This is a genomic window from Arthrobacter sp. CAL618 (genome assembly GCF_000468215.1).
Lineage (GTDB): Bacteria > Actinomycetota > Actinomycetes > Actinomycetales > Micrococcaceae > Arthrobacter_D.
Genome location: NZ_ASZW01000054.1, coordinates 1 through 18,892 on the forward strand (window position 1 = coordinate 1; position 18,892 = coordinate 18,892).

Below are 18,892 nucleotides of genomic sequence, written 5' to 3' on the forward strand. Positions count from 1 at the left end.
GGCCGCGGCCGCCTAAGGTAACGACTGCACCGAAGCACATTGTGGGGTCAGAGCTGAGCGCTCCTTACATGACGTAGCCGCCGTTGGGCGAGAGTGTCTGCCCAGTGAAAAAGGCAGCCTCATCGCTAGCAAGGAAGAGAATAGTGTTGGCCAGCTCGTCCGCGGACGCTGCCCGCCCCAAAACGCCCAGTTTGATCACAGCGTCCCGGAATTCGGGCTCCGAGGGCAGCATCGGAGTGTCAGTGGCGCCAGGGGCAACAGCATTGACCCGGATGTTGTTCGGGGCCAGGAGGGCAGCCGTTGCCCGTGTCATTCCCAGCACTCCGGCCTTGGACGCCGGGTAGGACGCCGGAAGGGGAAAGTTCGCCAGCGCACCCACGCTGGAAATATTCACAATGGAACCCCCACTGTCCCCGTTGCGCCGCATAAGCCCGGCAGCTGCCCGCAGGGCATAAAAGCTACCGTAGAGATTGACTTCCATCACATGGGCGAAGTCCTCGTCCGTGATGTCCTCTATGTCAACAGGCCCCGCTGAAATTCCGGCCGCATTCACCAGGACGTCCAGCCTGCCGTGTTTTTCCCGGGCAATGTCGAAGGCCCTGTTTACCTGCGCGCTCTTGCTCACGTCGGCAGCGGCAACAGTGACGTTGGCCAACCCGTCCAGGGCCTCGACCGTACGGTGGTGGTCCAGATCCACTGCCACCACGTGGGCGCCTTCCGCGACGAACCTTCGGACCGTAGCCAGGCCGATCCCCGATGCCGCGCCCGTGACCAGCGCGATCTTGTTTTCCAGCCGCATCATTTTCCCTCCACCGCCATCAGCGTGCTGGCGTGTCTGTGGTGTTCCGTATTGCCGTGAACGCCAAGGTGGCGGGAGCCCCTTTCCGAGGGTTCCCACCACCCTGACGGTTATCGCCTACTTGGTGAAGAACTTGTTCCGGTATTCCTTCGGCATCCAGGGCTCGCCGTCGAGTACTTCCAGCGGCGAGGATGTATCGGCGCCGCTCACTGCGTACTCGGAGAGGCCAGCGCTGGTGATAAGGGAAGGCACCCGCGTCATGGTGCTGACGGTGGGGCCGTCGCCAGCCAGCGTCTTCATGGCGACGTCGAACAGCACTGCGGCCTGTTGGGTTCCGTTGCCGCCGGTGCCTGCCGTGTCGTAGCCGCTTTCCTTGTGGGCTTTATCCCAGTAAGCCAGCGACGCTGCGGACGCCCCGGCATCCACTACCTTGGGCAAGGGGCGGCCGGTTTGCTCGAAGGCCGAGAAAACGCCTGATCCCATGGTGCCAACTTGCACCACGGCATCAATCTGCTGCGGGTGACTGGCCAGGAACTGCAGCATAGCGGACTTGGTAGCTGCCGGGACGAAGTTACCCACCACTTCACCCACCACGTTGATGCCGGGGCACTTGGCCATCACGGCCTTGGCAGCGTCGTAGCCGTACTGGTCGGTTGGGATGCCCGGAACGCCGCGTACGATCACCACGTTGCCCTTGCCGCCGAGCTGCTTCATGACCTCAGCCGTGGGCTGCGCAACGTTGAGGTACGAGTTGTCGGCCACGTTGATGGCGTACTTGGACTTGATGGTTGCGGAGAGTGAAACCGTGACGATCCCCTGCTCGCCGGCCTGGTTGACGACGTCCAGCATGGCATCGCCAGACAGCGGCGAGGTCAGGATGACATCCACTCCCTCGCGGACCAGTTCCTGATACCCGCGGATCTGCTCGGCGGGAGTCATGGTGGCCGGGTCGGGAAGGATCCGCTTCACGAGCTCGCCTTCGACCAGTCCTGCAGCCTTGGCTTCCGCGAAGCTCTTATCCAGCTGTGCCACCACCGCGGCCCCGAAGGGATTGGCAGGCGGGAGGTAGGACAGCCCTACCTTGACCGGCCCCTCAGACTTCGGCAGGCTCTTCCAGGCACTGGCGAGCACGGGTTCCGGGTAACCGTTGTAGGCGGCCTGGATATCCGAAGGCAAGGCTGCCACGGCGCCGTCGGGGTCCTGCACCGCGACATCGGGGACCAGGCCGCAATCTCCCAATTCGGACTGGGAAGCGGCCGAGCTCGGTGCTGTTGCCGTGGCACCTCCTGGCGTGCTGCAGGAGGAGAGCATCAGAATTAGTGGAACTGACAGCACCAGCGCGCTGCCGCCAAGGAAGCCTCGCTTGATGCCGGGGGTGTTGAAGACGGGACGCATGGGTTCCCTTTCTATGAGTGGTCAGCCCGGCCTCGGTGCCGGGCTGTGGAGTGAATCTAGACTTGGTCGCGCAGCCGGCGTTCCCGGCCATATACGGCCATGGCTACGAGAATGACGAGACCGTAGAGGATCTGCTGGTCTGCGCCGGTAAAACCCTGGCCCACAAGGACTGTGGTGAGGACAGTCAGCAGGAGGACACCCACCACAGTGCGCGTGTAGTCGCCCGGCCCGCCGAATATAGTTCCGCCGATGATCACTGCTGCGATGCTTTGGAACAGGTAGGGGTTGCCGAGCGTGGAATCAACGTTCCCTGCGAAGCCGGCGAGGAATACACCCGCGAAGACGGAGGCGACTGCGCTGAAGGCGAAGACCAGGACCCACACCCGCCGGGTGCTGATGTGAACCAGCTGCGCGGCCCGCGGGCTGGCCCCAGTGGCCATCAGCCGGCGGCCGGCCACCGTCTTGTGCAGGAAAAGTGCTACCAAAATAATCACCACAACCCAGACCGCAACGAGCGGCGGGACGGGAAGTCCCAGCGTCAGGGTGATGGGCGAGGTCATCTGCGACAACCATGCCGGTGCTCCTCCCCCAAACGTTCCGCCTGTCTGGAGTTGCGCGAGGCCCAGCGCGATGGACCCCATGGCAAAGGTGACAATGATGGGGTGCACCGAGAAACGGTGGCACAGGTACCCTACAATCCCGCCCAGCAGTGCCGCGCCGACAAAAGCGATCAGCAGCGCCAGGGCGAACGGCATTTTATTGACCGACGTCAGCTGCGTGACCATGATGGCACCGGCAACGATGAAACCGGCTACGGACAGATCAATGCCTCCGATGAGCACAACCACTGTCTGGCCCAGGGCGGCAATCCCCACCAATGCACTGAGGATCAGGATGGACTTGATGCTGGTGGCGTTTCCGAATCCGGGCAGTGTTGCCAGGCCGAAGCAGAACACCACAACCAGCAGAATGATTTGAACCACTGGAATCCGCCGCTGAAGGCTGACTAGCCGGTCACGTGTTCTGGGCCGGCCGGGACCGGCAGCGGCAGAGGTGCCCGCGGAGGGCAGGACGGTAGTTGTCATTTCTTGTCCTTGGGAGAAATAGCGAGCACTGCACTGAACACCACGGCCACCAGAAGAAGCAATCCGTAGATGACCTGCAGCCAGATTTGTGAAACTTGAAGTACCGCCAGAAGGCTTTGAAGCATGTAGATGGCGGCCGCGCCGATCAAAGCCCCCATGATGCCGCCCCTGCCGCCGGCCAGGGATGTTCCGCCCAGGGCAACGGCAGCGATGGCGATCAGCGTGTAGGACGTGCTGGTGCTGGCCACCGCCGAGCTCACGAGCCCGGTCAAGGCCAGGCCGCCCACTGCCGCGAACGATCCGCCGAGGGCGTAGGCGCTGATGCGGATGGGGTTGACGTTGACACCTGCGGAGAATGCTGTGGTGTCATTGCCGCCCACGGCATACAGCATCCGCCCGTAGGACGTGCGGGTCAGAGCCACCCAGATGGCCACCGGGATCAGAATGCTGACGATTCCGCCTGGGATCAGCCCCCACGATCCACCCAGATTTTCCAGCCAGGTGCCGCCGATGCTGACCGGAAGGGGCGCAAGTTTAAGGTTCACACCGGTGATGATGAAAAACATCGACAACGTCACCACAATGGGCTGGAGCCGGAGCACCACGATCATAAGACCGTTCAGTGCCCCCACTGCAGCACCCACGAGCATCAGGATGGGAACGGAGACCACCCCACTGAGACCGAGCGGCACCAGCCACACTCCGAAAAGAATGCTGGACAGCGTCATGATGGGGCTGATGGACATATCCAGTCCGCCACGTCCGCTGACTATGGACGGGACGCTGGCGACAGCCGCTATGGCCAGCGGTGCGAATGACGCCAGCTGGTCGGTCCAGCCGAAGTTTGGCTGTATGGCCAGGTTCACGGCCAGGAACAGCAGCGCCAGTATCAGCGCAAACGCGTAGCTGTGGGTCCGGAAGAGGGACCGAATGCTCCGACGGTGCGCCGGCAGCGCCGGCTTGTCCACCGCGGAATAGGTACTGGTTGTCACTGTATTTCTACTTTCTCGCCGAAGAAGGCTGCAACGAGCTTTTCGGGCGACAGATCGTCCCCGCTGATTTCGTCGAAGAGCTCGTCTTCCCGGAAGACAAGCACCCTGTCCATGAGCTCCACGTGTTCGTCGACTTCCGTGGACAGCATCACCACGGTCATGCCCTGCTCGGCCAGCCTGGACAGTAGGCCGTAGAGATCGCGTTTGGCATTGACGTCAATACCGCGCGTCGGATCATTGAGCAGCAGGATGGATGGATCGGAAGCAAGCCACCGGGCGATGATCACCTTCTGCTGGTTGCCGCCGCTAAGAGTAGTGATGGCGTCCGAGGTTCGGCCCAGTCGGATATTGAGGCTTTCGATGAACGGAGCGAAACGCGTTCCGCTCCGCGCCTTGGCGATCCAGCCCGCCGTCGCATCGCGGTTCGGCGTTCCGAGCGAGAAGTTCTCCAGAATGGACATCCACGGAAAAATGGACTCTGCCCGTCGTTCCCGAGGGACGTAGGCGATTCCGAGCTTCTGTGCCGAAGCCGCGTTCGCTACGGCCGTCCGGCTTCCCTCGCTGACCCGGGTCACGGTTCCGTCAGCGTGCTCACCGTGGAGCGCCCTCAGGAACCGGTCCTGGCCGTGGCCCTCCAGACCGGCAAGTCCCACGATCTCACCGCGGCGAAATGCCACGCTGATGGGTGCCCTGCCCGGGGCCAGCACGGTTTCCTGCGTCTCAAGCACGACCGGAAGCTGCACCGAGTCCCTGGCGCTCTTGACGCGTGCATCCGGCTGGACCAGATGATCGGAGCCTGTCATGAGACGGACAATCTCGCCCTGGTGCCATTCCCCGCGGTTCAGAGTTGCCACCGTCTCGCCGGAGCGCATGACGGTGATCCGGTCCCCGATTTCTTCAATTTCGTCCATGCGGTGGGTTATCAGGATCACTCCCATGCCAGCGCCGCTCAGCCGGGTGACGATATTAAACAGGCGGGTCCTGGTATCGAAGTCCAGGGCGGATGTGGCCTCATCCAGGATCAGGACGTCAGGTTCACGCAGCAGGGCCCGTGCAATGGCGCACGCTTGGCGGTCGCTGAGTTCGAGTTCCTCCATCCGGATGTCCAGAGCCGGTGGGTTGTCCAGCAACTCGGCGAGGCAGGCGGTTGCCCGTTCCCGGCGAACCTGTGACGTCTGGCCCGGCCGGAAGAAAGCATCGGTCCCAAGCCACAGGTTATCCAGCACAGACTGCGACTCGATAGCCAGAACCTCTTGGAAAACGGTTGCAACCCCGTTGCTCTGGGCGCCGCGGGGGTTGGCGAAGGCAGTTTCCGAGCCACGCACACTGATGGAGCCGCTGTCCGGGGTGTGAACGCCGCTCAGGATCTTAACCATGGTGCTCTTCCCGGATCCGTTCTCGCCCACCAGGGCGTGGATTTCTCCGGCATGAAGATCGAAGGACGCATCGCGCAGCGCCACGGTAGGTCCAAAGCGCTTGGAAAGTGAGCGTGCGTGGAGCAAGGTTTCCGTCCGCGTATCTGCGCGCGGCAATGGGGAGGGTTCCGCCACCGACATAAGAGCTCCTCATCGAGTTCGTCAGCCATGATATGACCGTCTGGTTGTCGTACAAACGATAACCTGTGTTTCGTGTCACGTCCATCACCAGGACGAAGAAGTCCCAGATGCCACTGATCGCGGCGAAACTGCACCCTTGACAGGCGACTGAAGAGCAGATGATTATTAGAGCACCACATGTAGGATCGTCCGACGATGTTCCTAGGCAGAGTCGCCACGTGGGAACTGGTCCATTGAGGAGTAAATTTCGATGATAATCGTAACGGGCGCTAGCGGAGGCTTCGGCCGAGCCACGGTCAACAGGCTCTTGGAATCCATGCCTGCAAACCAGCTGATCCTGACCACACGAACTCCCGCCAGGCTGAGCGACTACGCCGAAAAAGGGGCGAACGTTCGTTTCGCTGATTACGACAACCCCGAGTCGTTGCCGGAAGCGTTTTCGGGCGGCGAACTCATGTTGCTGATCTCAACCTCGCGCGTAGGGTCCCGTGTGGCACAGCACCGTAACGCCATTGTCGCCGCGAAGGCGGCAGGTGTCCGCAAGGTCATCTACACCTCAATCATTGGCGCCGGTAACGAGGCCAATCCAGCCATCGTCACGATGGACCACCGGGCCACTGAAACGGACCTGCGTAATTCGGGGCTCGCCTGGAACGTCTTGCGCGATGGGCAGTATGCGGAGGCGCTGGCCGATCTCGTGGCGCCCGTAGCAGTAGCCACAGGCGAGTGGTACGCCAACGAGGCAGAGGGCCGCATCGCTTTGGTGTCCCGCGACGACTGTGTCGCATCAGCCGCCGCCATCCTTCGAGGAGCCGGCCGGGACAACACGGTCTACGAAATTACCGGCCCTGATCTACTGTCCTACCGCGAAGTTGCAGCCATGGTATCCGAGATTTCCGGCCGGCCCGTGGCCTATAGAGTGGTCACTGACGACGAGCGTTTTGAGCAGTGGGACGCCATCGGCGTGCCGCGAAAAGCGTCGGATGATATGAGTGCCTCCCCGATTCCGTGGTGCAGTGAGGACATGGTGACCTTCGGACGAGCGATACGGGAGGGCTACATGGCAGGCCAGAGTAACGCCGTCGAGGAGCTGACCGGAAGACCCGCCGTTTCCATGCATGACGTGCTGATAAAAGCCTCCGGTAGCTGGCCTCCCGCATAAGTGCGCGCCAGGGGACGGGTTGCCAGCCGAGTAGGCCGGCAACCAAGTTCCAGCGACACCTCAAGCCTGAGTGTCCCGTCTTTGCCTCACATCCAATGCGTGGGTAATCCTCCGCAGATTCAGGTGGTTCAGGCCACTCAAGGTGACCCGATTTTGGGGCTCAGTGGGGGGCGGAGGTGAATCCCGGCTTCGGCAGTATGGACGAGGCTACGCTTGCATGCGTCGATGGGCTGAGCCGGGTCGGGTCGTCGTACAAACGTTTTACGGAGACCGCGTAGGCGGAAATTTTCAGCCCGGGGCCCCTGCCCGGGTCCGTAATCCCCTGCCAGGTGACTCGGGAGCGGACATTGCAGGGCTTTGGCCCGGCCGTCTTATCTAGACCCTGAAGCAGCTGCTGTGGGTTAGGCGTGGCGAGCCGCCCCCGCGCACAGGTGTCCATGGTGAGACTCTGGAAGGTCCAAGCGTTGAGTTGACGGACGATATGAGACCTCCCGGTATGGCAGGTCGTTGCTGTGGGCTAAGGGAAGCAGCGCCAGCGGTTCAAGATTCTGCCCGGCTGGGCGGGCAGAATCTATGCCCTGAGAGTCAGTGCGGGAATTTGCTGGGTGGTCCAACTTTCACGTCACAGGATGATCTTCGCTCATGCACTGCTACCGGAGCCGGTCCGTGTGAAGATACCCTTAAATTCGTAGGCACGTGGAAGACATACTGCAGAGTGCTACGAGTCAAGACTCGATTAGAGCCACCGAATCCTGGGACATTCGTGATTTGTTATCTGTCATCGTGCTCAGAGCGTCCTGGAGATGGGTCATCACGTAGAAGCGGTTACCTTTTACTGCTCCAACTACCATGTCTGCCACTTCCGACGGATCCATTCCTTCCTTTTCCAGGTACTGACCTACGAAGGACTGCACTTCTTCCCGCATGGTGCTGGGGGCGGGGGCGTCAACGTCCGCCGGCCGGTTTCGTTCGCTCGTGGGCATATTGGTCCGCACAGGCCCTGGGATCAGCACGGAGACCCCGATCTGAGGGTTGGTTGCTTCCATTTCGGCACGCAGATTCATTGACAGGCCCAATACCGCTGATTTCGCCGCTGCGTACGGCGCGGCGCTTAACGGCATCCCTGTCAGCGCGGCAACGGAGGACGTATTTACGATGTGGCCGTGCCCTTGTTCCAGGAATATAGGCAGAAATACTTGACACCCGTGGATAACGCCCCATAAATCCACGCCCAGAACCCATTCCCACGTCGATTCCGGGATGTCCGCGAACGGACCTCCTGAGTCCACTCCGGCATTGTTGCAAACCAAGTCGACACCACTGAACGCTTCTAGTGTCCGGTCCCGCAGGTTCTCGATGTCGGTTCGCTGTGAAACGTCGGTGGGGACGCTGAGAGCCCGGGCACCGCTGGCGGCGACTTCGCCCTGGACTGTTTTGAGGGCGGCGAGATCAACGTCGGCAAGAACAACATTCATGCCTTCGGACGCGAACCTGAGCGCCATGGCCCTTCCGATTCCGCTTCCGGCACCGGTCACGACGGCCGTTTTGCGTACAAGGGATTTCATCGGGCGGCATCCAATCCGCTGATCCAGTTAATGACCAGCTTCGCTGTGTCTGAGGAGTTCTTTTCGAAAATAAGCCCATGACCGTTGCCCTCAATGCCATGGTCCGGAAGATGCAACAGTTCCGCCTCAGCTCCTACTGCCCGGAGGAACTTGACAGTGTCTGGTCCCGCCCCGGAATTTGGTGACGCTCCGCCTGTGACGATCTGTATCGGCGTTCCGGTCAATCCTGGCACTTTGAAGCGTGAAGGATCGCTTTGGAAGTCAGTGGGTGATGAAAGGGCTGGCTCCGTGGACAAGGGTGCATAGGTCAGCCCATAGGGTATAGGCCCCAGCCCCGGGAACGTGGCAAAGGGAGGGCCCATAGGCTCAACGGAGACGATGCCGCGGATAAGTTCGGGACGCTTGTTCGCTGCGAGCCATCCGCCCGGGGCACCGGCCGAGTGGCTGACGATGACAGCCGGCCCTGTGCGGTCCAGCAGTTGGGCAAGCCGATCACCGTCGAGCTCTTGAGATCCTGCCAGATCGGCCATGAAGAAACCCATGGAGGAAAACATCTGCACCATTTCAGGATCTTCGATCTCCCGGCCCCAGGGCCACTGAGTGTGGCCCTCCCCCGCAGCTCCCGTCGGTGCGAAAAGCTGTTGGGCGGCTTCGAAGGGGAAGGGAGGCGCTACTGGGCCCAGCACGTCGGGGTGATGCGGGGAGCGGCCGTGCCCGGGCCGGTCCACGACATATACCGCATACCCAGCCTTGACGAATTCGTGAGCCCATCCGGGCCGCCCGTCGGGGGTGCTCAGCCAGTCCGTTCCCTGTCCCCCGCCGCCATGAATCAATATCAGTGGAAAGGGGCGGGTGACTTCGTCCGGGCTCTCCCACTCAACGAAGAGCGGGCCACGGGGGGCCGTGCCGAAGGGCGTAGTGACATTCTCCCCAGCAATCCAAAAGATGCCTCTTTTGATGGTCGTCGCAGCCGCTGATCCGGACTGGTGAGGAGCGACATGTGGTGACTTCATGAGCAGCCTTTTCTCGGATCAGTGCTCGTTGGTGGGGATGAGACCGAGCGTGAACTGCGTCAGCGTCCGATAGGACGGGTCCCGCAGGAGCGGATTCCGGTGCCCGCTGGCTTGAGCGAGATCCCGGAATAACCGTTCGAAGCGCTCCCCATTGCGGGCAGCACTGGACCCCACATGACGGAACAGGTCCCTGTCCACGGTCTCCCAAACCTGGAGTATTAGCTCCCGTGCGATGCCGGCCAGCTTAAAGTCATCCAGGAACGTGTACGGTCTTTCGCCGGCGGCATTGGCGTTGGCAAGGTCCATGTGCTGCTGGGCGACATTCATGAGAGCCGCTTCTGCCGTGGCAATTTTCGTGAGGGCGGATCCGTAGTAACGCTGATAGTCGGCGTCCTCAAGGCGGGAAACGATGGGAGGCAGGGAGGTTTTCTTTGTCCGCATCTGGTTTTCGAATTCGTCTAGCGCGTTATAGCCTCCGCCAATGACTGCTGCGGCCAAGGTGAGGGTGAACATCACCAGGCCGCGGCCGGAGTACATCCCGTTGTTGTGCAGTCTCGAGCCGACTGTTCCTCCCTCGACTGGCATGTCGATCATGTTGAGGTTTTCGAGAAGGTATTCGGCCGGGATGAAACCGTCGGTAAACCGGATGCTGTGAGATCCCGTGCCCTTTAGGCCCAAGGTATCCCCCCAGTCCTCAAGGCGCTCAAACTGGTCACGTGGGGCCAGGAACATCGCCATGGCCGGACCATCCTCCCCCGGAACCATCGCCTGGCCGAGGTAGTAGGTGGAATACGGAATCCCTGAGCAGTAGCCCACCTGCCCGTTGAGCTTATATCCGCCCTCCACCTTCGTGGCCGTAACGGTCGGGGCGGAGGTTGAAGCAGCCCGAAAGTCGCGGCCGGCGAAGACCTCATCCTGAACCTTTTTCGGATACAACGAGGCGACCTGAAGGGCATGGTTTGCCGACAGGGCGAAACACCATGCCGTGCTCATGCACCCTCGGGCCAGCTCCACTGTGACCTTCGCAAAGGTCGGCACGTCGGACTCCAGTCCACCGTAAAGCTTCGGGACATACATGTCGTACAGGCGGGAGTCGATGAACTTTTGGTGGATGGTTTCATCGAAGAAGGTCCGTTCCTCAACCTCACTCTGGCGCTCAATGAGGTCGGGCCGCATGGCCACGGCAGCGGCAACCAAGTCCCCCGCAGTGACCTCGGATTCGTTCTTCAGGGCGTTGGAAGTGACGGTGGTCAATAGATTCTCCTTCGTATCCATCAGGCCTCACGTGAAGCCGATCACAATTCTAGCGCTACTTTGCCTGTCATACAATCACTCAATCTAGTGCTGGACGGATCTCGGCGCATTATTCGCACTTTCACTGGCCAAGAGCTGGCCCATCCAGTATTGTCCTACGATAAGACATTCGAGCATCGCGGGCACTCTGGCTTCCTGCCTACCCCGTACGGCTGTTTCATCCAGAACGCACAATGACGAGCAAAGGATCCGGACGCATGGCGATTAAGGGGTTACAAGACAAGGTAGCGGTAGTAACGGGCGCCGCAGGCGGCCTCGGGCGCGCGACTGCCTTGAGACTCTCGGAGGAGGGTGTCCGGGTTGTGGCCGTCGACCTTGACCCCCACCGCGCCCGGCAGACCGCCGCGGAGCTACCGTCCGAAGCAATCGGCGTCGGCGCCGATGTCGCCACCGAAGAAGGCGCTGAGTTTTATATGGAGCAGGCCTTGCAGGCCTTTGGACGAGTCGACTTCCATCACCTGAACGCAGGAATCGCTGGATCGCTCAGTGAGCTTGTCGACGTTTCGGTAGATGAGTGGGACAAGGTCATGGCCGTCAATCTTCGGGGGCCCTTCCTGGGCGTCCGGGCTGCCTTCCGTGAGTACCTGAAGACCGGCACTACCGGTTCCATCGTTATTACTGCCTCCATCGCAGGCCTGCGCGGCAGCAACGACCTGCTTGCATACACCACTTCCAAGCACGGTGTTATCGGCCTGGTGCACGGGGCAGCTGTTTACGGCGGTCCCCTTGGCATAAGGGTCAATGGAATAGCGCCGGGCATTGTGCCTACACCCATTTTCGGGGAAGCGGGGCAAGCGGACATGATCCGACGGGCAGGAACCTCGCCATTGCGCCGGCCTGGAAGTCCCGAGGAAATCGCCGGATCCGTAGCCTTTCTTTTCAGCGATGACGCAAGCTACATCACGGGCGAAATCCTCTCCATTGACGGAGGTGCCAGCGTCCAGAACACCAACCGAAATGCCGGCGGGGCCGGACTCTGGGACGTCACAGTCACAGACAAGGATATTTTGGCCCGGCACCGTATGTCTTCCGCTAACTGATCAACATCCCGGCAACGAAGCAAGGAGAAACCATGACTACTGTCGCCACACACCGGTTGACCGATGAGGCAATCGCGCGTTTCGTCGAAGCGCTCGGAGAGGATGGGGTTCTGCTGGACGACGAGTCCCGCCGCCATGAGCAGTACCGGGACAAGTACTGGCCCGCCGTAGATGACACTTATGAGTCCTCGGCCGTGCTTCTGCCCACCTCTACCGAAGAAGTCCAGGCGATCGTCCGTATCGCCAATGAACTGGGCGTGCCCCTCTGGACTTCCTCGCAGGGCCGGAACTACGGCTATGGCGGCGCATCCCCGCGCGTCAAGGGGGCGGTAGTGGTCAGCCTCACCCGGATGAACAAGGTGCTGGAAATTAATAAAGACCTGGCTTACGCCGTTGTTGAACCCGGAGTGCGCTGGTTTGATCTTTACGAGGCTCTGAAAGAGTCAGGGAATGAAGACCTTATGATCTCCATCCCGGACCTCGGCTGGGGCAGCGTGATCGGCAATTCGTTGGACAACGGCGTGACCTATCTCCCGTACGGGGCAGATTTCATGTCACCCTGCGGCATGGAAGTCGTCCTGGCAAACGGAGAAGTGATCCGCACAGGAATGGGTGCCGTGCCGGGCAACAAGACCTGGCATCTGTACAAGCGCGGGCTGGGGCCGGTGCTTGATCCGCTGTTCATCCAGTCGAACTACGGGATAGTCACCAGGATGGGCTACTGGCTGATGCGGCGCCCGGAGGCATATGCGCCGATCTTCCTCACCGTCCCCCGTGATGAAAACCTTGAACAGGCCATCGACATCACCCGGGAGCTCAGGCTGGACGGTACCCTGCGGGGGGTCCCCAGCATGTACAACACCGTGACCCTTGCCGCCCAGTTTCCGGAGATCATGGGCAAGTTCTCCGGCGGGGAAGGGACCTTCTCCGATGACGTGTTGCAGAAAATGGCTGATGAAACGGGGCTCGGCCGCTGGGGCATGAGAGCTGCGCTGTGGGGTGACGGCCCTGTCGTCGAGCACCAATTGGAAAAGATCCGGAAGGCGTGGACTGCCATTCCAGGGGCGAAGATGATCCACGAACACACCTTCGGCAGGGACGAATGGGGCGAATTCGGCTCCATCCCAGACAAGGTCCACGCGGGCGTCCCAGGCATCGAAATGCTGGCCACCATGCCACAGAACATCGGACACATCGGCTTCTCCCCCGCCATCCCGCTCGTGGGCACGGACGTCCGCGAAGCCGTGGACTTCATCGGCAAGCTCATTGCCGAGCGGGCAGGGGTGAACGTTGCCGGCGGACTGCTCATGATCAATGAGCGGACCGCCCTCTACGTGATCGGACTGAACTACGACGTCACTGATACGGTCCAGGCGAAAAAGGCATATGACACCGTGAAAATGCTCGTGGAAGAAGCCGGCCGCCGTGGTTACGGGGAATACCGCGCCCACCTCGATTTCATGGATCTGGCCGCCGACCAGTATTCGTTCAACGACCATGCCTACCGCCGGTTCTGCGAGACGATTAAGGACGCAGTGGATCCTAACGGCATCCTCTCCCCCGGCCGCCACGGCATCTGGCCCAAGTCGTTGCGTGAAGACCGTGAGCGCTAATCCCCGAGATCCAAGACCACTAATCCCTTAAGGTGACTACCTGCATGAAAGCCGCCCTGCTCCGCGGGTTCAACATCCCGTTTACTGTTGAAGACGTTCAGATGCTCGAGTTGGACCCGCACCGCGTCCTGGTTGCCACCAAGGCCAGTCCGTTCTGTTCCACAGATGTCACGAGCTACCACGGCAACCTTGGCAAAGCTCCTCCCACCATTTTGGGACACGCAGCTGCAGGGGAAGTCATCGAGGTCGGCAGCCAAGTCCAAGGCATCAAAAAGGGACAGCGCGTGGTCATCCCGGGCACTCCGGAGTGCGGTAAATGTTACTACTGCAGCGCCGGCCGCCCTGACCAGTGTTCTGAATTGTTTGACATCGGCGGAATATATCCCGACGTTGCCAGAAGTTCGGACGGCTTACTCATTTCCGCGGCTGGCTGCGTCGGCGGCTACGCGGAGGTCATGAGCATCTCCGGGAACCAGGTTTTCCCGGTAGCCACCGACCTGCCCTATGACGTTCTATCCCTGCTCGGCTGCGGAATCACGACAGGTGTCGGAGCGGTTCTTAATGTAGGAAAGCCCCAGCCTGGCGATTCACTCGCCGTCGTCGGGTGCGGTCACCTGGGGCTGTGGGCCGTCCAGGCTGCGAAGCTCGCAGGTGCCAGCACGATCATTGCAGTAGAGCCGGATGAAGAACGCCGGAAGCTCGCTGGAGAGCTGGGTGCGACCCACGTGGTCAACCCCGCAACTGAAGATTCGGTCGATGTCGTGAAGTCTTTGACCGGCGGACGTGGTGTGGACGTCGTCATCGAGGCGGCAGGAAAGGCGGATGCGCAACGTCTGGCACTTGAGCTTTCCCGCCGGGCAGGAACAGTGGTGTATAGCGGCCTGGACCACTCCGGGACGGAGGTGACGCTGCCGCAAATCCCGATGACCGTGCAAAGCCGGCAACTGCTGAGCACGCAAAACGGAAACGTCCGGATGCGGCGGGACCTCCCGCGGCTTATTACCCTGCTCGAGCGGGGTGTCTTGGACGCCCGGCCCATCATCACTAACCGCTACAGTTTGGAAGACATCAACGTCGCCTTGCGCAGATCAGAATCCCTAGAGGACGTTTCAGGCGTCTTCGTGTTCTAGTCCGTCGATCCAAGGGGCCCACGGCATCCTTAACTGCACCTCCAGAGCCCGGTATCACAGCCGGCTTGTGGAGGTGCAGTTTGTCTATGTCCCAGGAAGGCAGGCGACTGATGCCCCCACCACACAGGTTTTTTTGCCGCATTTCACGCACCCGGCTGCTGATCGGGAATAGCGCAGTAATGCGTACGCACACCGAACTTCGGGATATGACTACAGACGCAGGGACGGTAATCTCGCACGCTGGCCACATGGAAGCTTGGGGAACGCGGAGCCGGAATCCTGATTGTTTGGCAGGCTGTGACAATACCGCATCCATTGGAGCGCTGATCCGGAGCCTAAAGAAGAAGTCTTGACTCGTTCAACCGAAATCGACCAAAAAGTTGAAGGAACTGAGTCCAGTGCGTACCGGACCCAGTCCTTCAGCAGAACGAGCATTTGTTAAGAACCAAACCAGTAAAGGAAGGGGTTCCTTCCTCCATGGCATGCGGGGGTTAGAACGTCAGAGGCTGCCCGAAGTGGAAGCGCGAGAGCGACCCGAAGGTCACGTCCCACTGCGCGGCAATATGAGTTTTATACATGGCGACGTCGCGATAGTACTTTTCCATAGGCGATCCACTCTTTGCCGAGCTCGTTCCGGCAGTGGTGAAGGCTAGCTCCACAGCGTCGTTCGCCAGCCGGGCTGCCTGCTGCACCACGGCTCGGAGCCTGCCATCCTGTTCCGGAGTGAATTCTTCCCCGGTTGCCTCCCATCGGCGCCCGAGCTCAACATACTGCCTTACGCCGGCTAGCAACAGCGTCTCTGCCGAATCTGTAAGAGCCAGGAGTTGCCCAAACCACCGGTGATATTCGGGGGATTCTAGTCGCGGCATCCGCGGCGGAAAACTGGACGGACGCACCTCCATCAACTGTTCGAACTCATCCATCGCGGCCCATGCGGCGCCAACCTGGGTGGCAACCAGCTCCGCGTTGAAGAAAGTCATGCTTCTGCCCAGGTACATGGGATTCTTATGGAGTTGGTAGCCCAAGGTGCCCTTGCTCCCAAGAGAGTGCTCCCGGAAGTCGTAATGAATAGCCAGATGTGATGGTACGACGGCGTCCTCAATCTGAACTGAGTTCGAACTCGAGGCGCGCAGCCCGATTGTCCTGTCCCCGCCCCAATCATCCAGGATGGTGTAGTCCTTGCGGGGTACCGCGAACATCTTGAGCCCGCTGGCCTCGCCCGAGGACGTGTAAGACGGCGCGACCACCAAAACGTGCGTGCTCCACATGGAGCCCGAGCAATAATCCCATTTTCCGGTCAGCCGGTAGCCGCCGTCCTCCTCGACGGCCTTGCCGCTTGGAATCGTTCGGCCAGGAGCGATAAACGTCCCATCACCGAAGAGCTCCTCCTGCGCCTGCTCACCGAAAAATGAAGCAACATGAAACGAGTGGCCAGCACCAAGAATGAAGGACCAGCCAACACCCGGGTCGCCCCTGGAAATCTCGATCCCCACCCTGACGAAGTCGTCGAGACCGTATTCAAATCCGCCGTACTTGCGGGGCTGGAGAATGCGGTAGAACCCGGCATCCAGAAACTCCTGGTGGATCTCCTCGGTGTATCCGCCCAGCCGTTCGTGCTCGGTCTGTAGCTTGCGCAGGCGGGGACGCAGGTCCGCCGCCCGGGCCACCAGTTCGTCGGGGGTTGGATCCTCGCCCGTGCACGCGGGCACGACCGGAGAATAAAGGCTTCTGGTCATATTCAAACTCCTGTGCGTCTATGCATGGATTGTCTGACGATACTACCAGTAGACTGCCGGTTGAACAATGGGAAAGTGCCTCTATCGTCGGATCGTATGATGATGATACAGTCCTTGGTATACAACGAAGTAGTGGGGCGAAGCGCCCCCAGGAAGAGGAGTTGATCCTTATGCCCAAGGTCGCCGATGCGAAACAAGCCCAAACTGCCTCAACCAGCCTGACCTCTGACGCCTTCCGCGACGTCATTGGCCGCTTTGCCAGCGGGGTCACGGTTATCACCACGCATCACGAAGGCCGGAACTACGGCTCAACCGCCAGTGCAGTGAGTTCCCTTTCGGCCGAACCTCCCATGCTCCTGATCTGCCTTAACAAGGCGTCGGCCAGCGCCCACGCCGTGGCCGCCAGCGGGACTTTCGCGGTCAACGTCCTCGCCGAAGACCATATCCAACTGGCCGGTCGGTTTGCATCGAAACTGGCAGACAAGTTCGAGGGCGTTCCCACCGAGGTGGACGCTAACGGTTCACCCTTGTTGGTCGGTGCCCTTGCGCATCTCGTATGCCGCGTCAGCGAACAGGTGGAAGCGGGAACGCACTTCGTTTTCCTTGCTCACGTCGAGGAGGCGGTGGCCTATCCGGGCCATCCGTTGGCCTACTTCCGCGGCGGTTTCGGGCGGATGCAAATGGCGCCGGAGGCTTCGGTTCTGCGGGATGTCCGCGAACGGATCATCGCTACCGGAAGCCACGTCAGCGAAGTAGTCGACCCACGTGCACTGGCGGAGGATCTCGGTCTGGACGGGAATCTGGTCCACCGCGCACTGACAGCTCTTGCCAGCGAAGGCCTCGTGAACCGCGAGGCAGGACAGTTTGTTGTCGCCCCCATCCCGGAGTCGATCATCTTTGAGTCCTATGCTGCCAAACTGGCCATCGAGCTGGGCGTCGCCGAAAGCACGGTGGGTAAGGTCAGCAAGGAGGAACTCTTGCAGCTCCGGGCCTATATGGAAGCGACCCTGGACTACGTCCAGGACAACCACTTCACCGACCCAGAGGCGTGGATCGCGGCCAACGAGCGGTTCCACGAGTACATGGTCCAACTGGCGGGCTCCAGCGTCCTTTTAGACACTTACCAGCGACTCGGTCTCCCAGGGATCAACGCACGGACCATCAGCCACGCGACTCATGCTTCGACAGCCCTTTTGGATGACCACCGGGAACTCGTCGAGGCCTACGAAGCGGCCGATATCGACCGGGCCGTAGCAGTTTTGAGAAAACACGCCAACCGGCCCCGTGAAATGCGCGCACGCGAACGGGAACTCTCGGAAAAGCCGGCGGAATAGCCGGGTTCCTTTGACGAAATCCTTGACCTTGCCGTTTTAGTTTTTGTAAGATTGTACGACGATCTGTTGATCTGCCAAACTTCAGGTCACACCTAGCTTGACGCCATCACAGACAGTGTTGTCGCGGGCACACATTGATACCAAAGGAGATAGCAATGGCTTATGTTGTCGGTTCCCACCATGTAACGCTTTCGGTCGGACACGCACAGGAGGACGTTGATTTCCACACCAAAGTCCTAGGAATGCGGTTCATCAAGAAGACGGTGCTGTACGACGGGTCCGCCCCGATCTACCACCTCTACTACTCCAATGCCAATGGTGATCCTTCCTCTGTCGTAACGACTTTTCCCTGGGCACAAGCCGGCGTCTACGGATCACGCGGGACCAATCAGGCGCGTGAGGTCTTCCTCTCGGTCCCTTCAAATTCATTGGACTTCTGGGACAAGCGCCTGCAGCAGCACGACATTGACTCTCAGCAAACGGAAGTCTTCGGTGAGCGGCGAGTCAACTTCCGTCACCCCTCCGGCATCGAATATGTCCTGATCGGCAACGAGGGCGACCCGCGCGTAGGCTTTACGGGCAACGGCGTTTCGGCTGAAAACGCCATCCACGGCATTCACGGTACTGGCATTCACGTCTACGACCAGGACCGCATGGTCGAGTTCGCCCAGGACGTCTTTTCCGCCAAGGGAAATATTCAGGAAGAAGGCGACCGGGTCCGCTTCCAGGTCGGGGACGACAAGTTCGGAAACTACGTGGAACTGACCGGGAACCGCACTGACGACCAGGGCACATGGCGATACGGGGCCGGCACCTATCACCACTTCGCCTGGAACCTGGACAACCTCGAAAACCAAAACGAAATCAAGTTCGAAATTGAAGGTGCCGGGTACACGGACATCTCCGAGCTGAAGAACCGCACCTACTTCAAGTCCCACTATGTCCGGACCCCGGGCGGGGCGCTCTTTGAGCTCGCCGTGACCCATAACGAGGGCGGCTGGGACTGCGATGAGTCCCCCGAAGAACTCGGTCAGGCCTTCATGCTCCCGCCGCACTTCGAGGACCAGCGCGAATCCATTATGGCAAAACTGGAGCCCATCGAGAGCTAACCAACGCTCCAGCGACACACCACCAGCCTTTGGCCGGCAGATCTGCCGG

Annotated in this window: 15 protein-coding genes; 6 read left to right on the top strand and 9 right to left on the bottom strand. The window is 60.6% G+C overall.

The genetic code is table 11. The features are described from left to right. Positions 1–64 precede the first annotated feature (64 nt). The 5 genes from K728_RS0103250 to K728_RS0103270 all read right to left on the bottom strand — a co-directional run bounded on the left by K728_RS0103250 (position 65) and on the right by K728_RS0103270 (position 5,731). Positions 65–802, bottom strand: coding sequence for an SDR family NAD(P)-dependent oxidoreductase (locus K728_RS0103250; protein WP_051317598.1), 738 nt, complete (start codon positions 800–802; stop codon positions 65–67). A gap of 114 nt (positions 803–916) precedes the next feature. Further along, complete coding sequence (locus K728_RS0103255) at positions 917–2,194, bottom strand: substrate-binding domain-containing protein (protein ID WP_024475837.1); 1,278 nt, start codon at positions 2,192–2,194, stop codon at positions 917–919. Positions 2,195–2,250: 56 nt separating this feature from the next. Next, a complete protein-coding gene (locus tag K728_RS0103260; RefSeq protein ID WP_024475838.1) occupies positions 2,251–3,279 on the bottom strand; it encodes an ABC transporter permease in 1,029 nt (342 codons plus the stop codon). Beyond that, positions 3,276–4,271: an ABC transporter permease gene (locus tag K728_RS0103265; RefSeq protein WP_024475839.1), complete on the bottom strand. Its 996-nt coding sequence runs from the start codon at positions 4,269–4,271 to the stop codon at positions 3,276–3,278. Before K728_RS0103265 ends, K728_RS0103260 begins: the two co-directional genes overlap by 4 nt. Next, positions 4,268–5,731, bottom strand: coding sequence for a sugar ABC transporter ATP-binding protein (locus tag K728_RS0103270; protein WP_162148015.1), 1,464 nt, complete (start codon positions 5,729–5,731; stop codon positions 4,268–4,270). The genes K728_RS0103265 and K728_RS0103270 overlap by 4 nt, the downstream gene beginning before the upstream one ends. A 346-nt stretch (positions 5,732–6,077) precedes the next feature. Between K728_RS0103270 and K728_RS0103275 the strand changes: the two genes are divergently transcribed. Next, positions 6,078–6,989, top strand: coding sequence for an SDR family oxidoreductase (locus tag K728_RS0103275; protein WP_035746964.1), 912 nt, complete (start codon positions 6,078–6,080; stop codon positions 6,987–6,989). Between the two features lie 725 nt (positions 6,990–7,714). Here the strand turns inward: K728_RS0103275 and K728_RS0103280 are convergent. From K728_RS0103280 to K728_RS0103290, 3 genes are read right to left on the bottom strand one after another with little or no spacing between them, the layout of a single operon-like run. Next, positions 7,715–8,554: an SDR family NAD(P)-dependent oxidoreductase gene (locus tag K728_RS0103280; RefSeq protein ID WP_024475842.1), complete on the bottom strand. Its 840-nt coding sequence runs from the start codon at positions 8,552–8,554 to the stop codon at positions 7,715–7,717. Further along, positions 8,551–9,567, bottom strand: a complete 1,017-nt coding sequence (locus K728_RS0103285; RefSeq protein WP_024475843.1) for an alpha/beta fold hydrolase — start codon at positions 9,565–9,567, stop codon at positions 8,551–8,553. The genes K728_RS0103280 and K728_RS0103285 overlap by 4 nt, the downstream gene beginning before the upstream one ends. Positions 9,568–9,585: 18 nt before the next feature. Then, entirely contained in the window at positions 9,586–10,821 is a 1,236-nt protein-coding gene (locus tag K728_RS0103290) for an acyl-CoA dehydrogenase family protein (RefSeq protein ID WP_024475844.1), read from the bottom strand. A gap of 257 nt (positions 10,822–11,078) precedes the next feature. Between K728_RS0103290 and K728_RS0103295 the strand changes: the two genes are divergently transcribed. Genes K728_RS0103295 through K728_RS0103305 form a run of 3 tightly spaced genes read left to right on the top strand, consistent with a single transcriptional unit; the run spans position 11,079 to position 14,664 of the window. Continuing rightward, positions 11,079–11,921: an SDR family NAD(P)-dependent oxidoreductase gene (locus K728_RS0103295; protein WP_024475845.1), complete on the top strand. Its 843-nt coding sequence runs from the start codon at positions 11,079–11,081 to the stop codon at positions 11,919–11,921. A 32-nt stretch (positions 11,922–11,953) separates the two neighbouring features. Next, a complete protein-coding gene (locus K728_RS0103300) occupies positions 11,954–13,534 on the top strand; it encodes an FAD-binding oxidoreductase (RefSeq protein ID WP_024475846.1) in 1,581 nt (526 codons plus the stop codon). Positions 13,535–13,578: 44 nt separating this feature from the next. Then, positions 13,579–14,664: a zinc-binding dehydrogenase gene (locus K728_RS0103305; RefSeq protein ID WP_024475847.1), complete on the top strand. Its 1,086-nt coding sequence runs from the start codon at positions 13,579–13,581 to the stop codon at positions 14,662–14,664. Between the two features lie 491 nt (positions 14,665–15,155). On the opposite strand, the gene K728_RS0103310 is transcribed toward K728_RS0103305, so the two are convergent. Next, the gene (locus K728_RS0103310) at positions 15,156–16,400 is read right to left on the bottom strand and encodes an acyl-CoA dehydrogenase family protein (protein WP_024475848.1); all 1,245 of its coding nucleotides are present in this window, start codon (positions 16,398–16,400) and stop codon (positions 15,156–15,158) included. A 170-nt stretch (positions 16,401–16,570) separates the two neighbouring features. Between K728_RS0103310 and K728_RS21125 the strand changes: the two genes are divergently transcribed. Both K728_RS21125 and K728_RS0103320 read left to right on the top strand, forming a co-directional pair. Then, a complete protein-coding gene (locus K728_RS21125; protein WP_024475849.1) occupies positions 16,571–17,734 on the top strand; it encodes a flavin reductase in 1,164 nt (387 codons plus the stop codon). A gap of 155 nt (positions 17,735–17,889) precedes the next feature. Continuing rightward, positions 17,890–18,843 carry a VOC family protein gene (locus tag K728_RS0103320; RefSeq protein WP_024475850.1) on the top strand — a complete coding sequence of 318 codons (954 nt, stop codon included), beginning with the start codon at positions 17,890–17,892 and terminating at the stop codon, positions 18,841–18,843. Positions 18,844–18,892 lie beyond the last annotated feature (49 nt).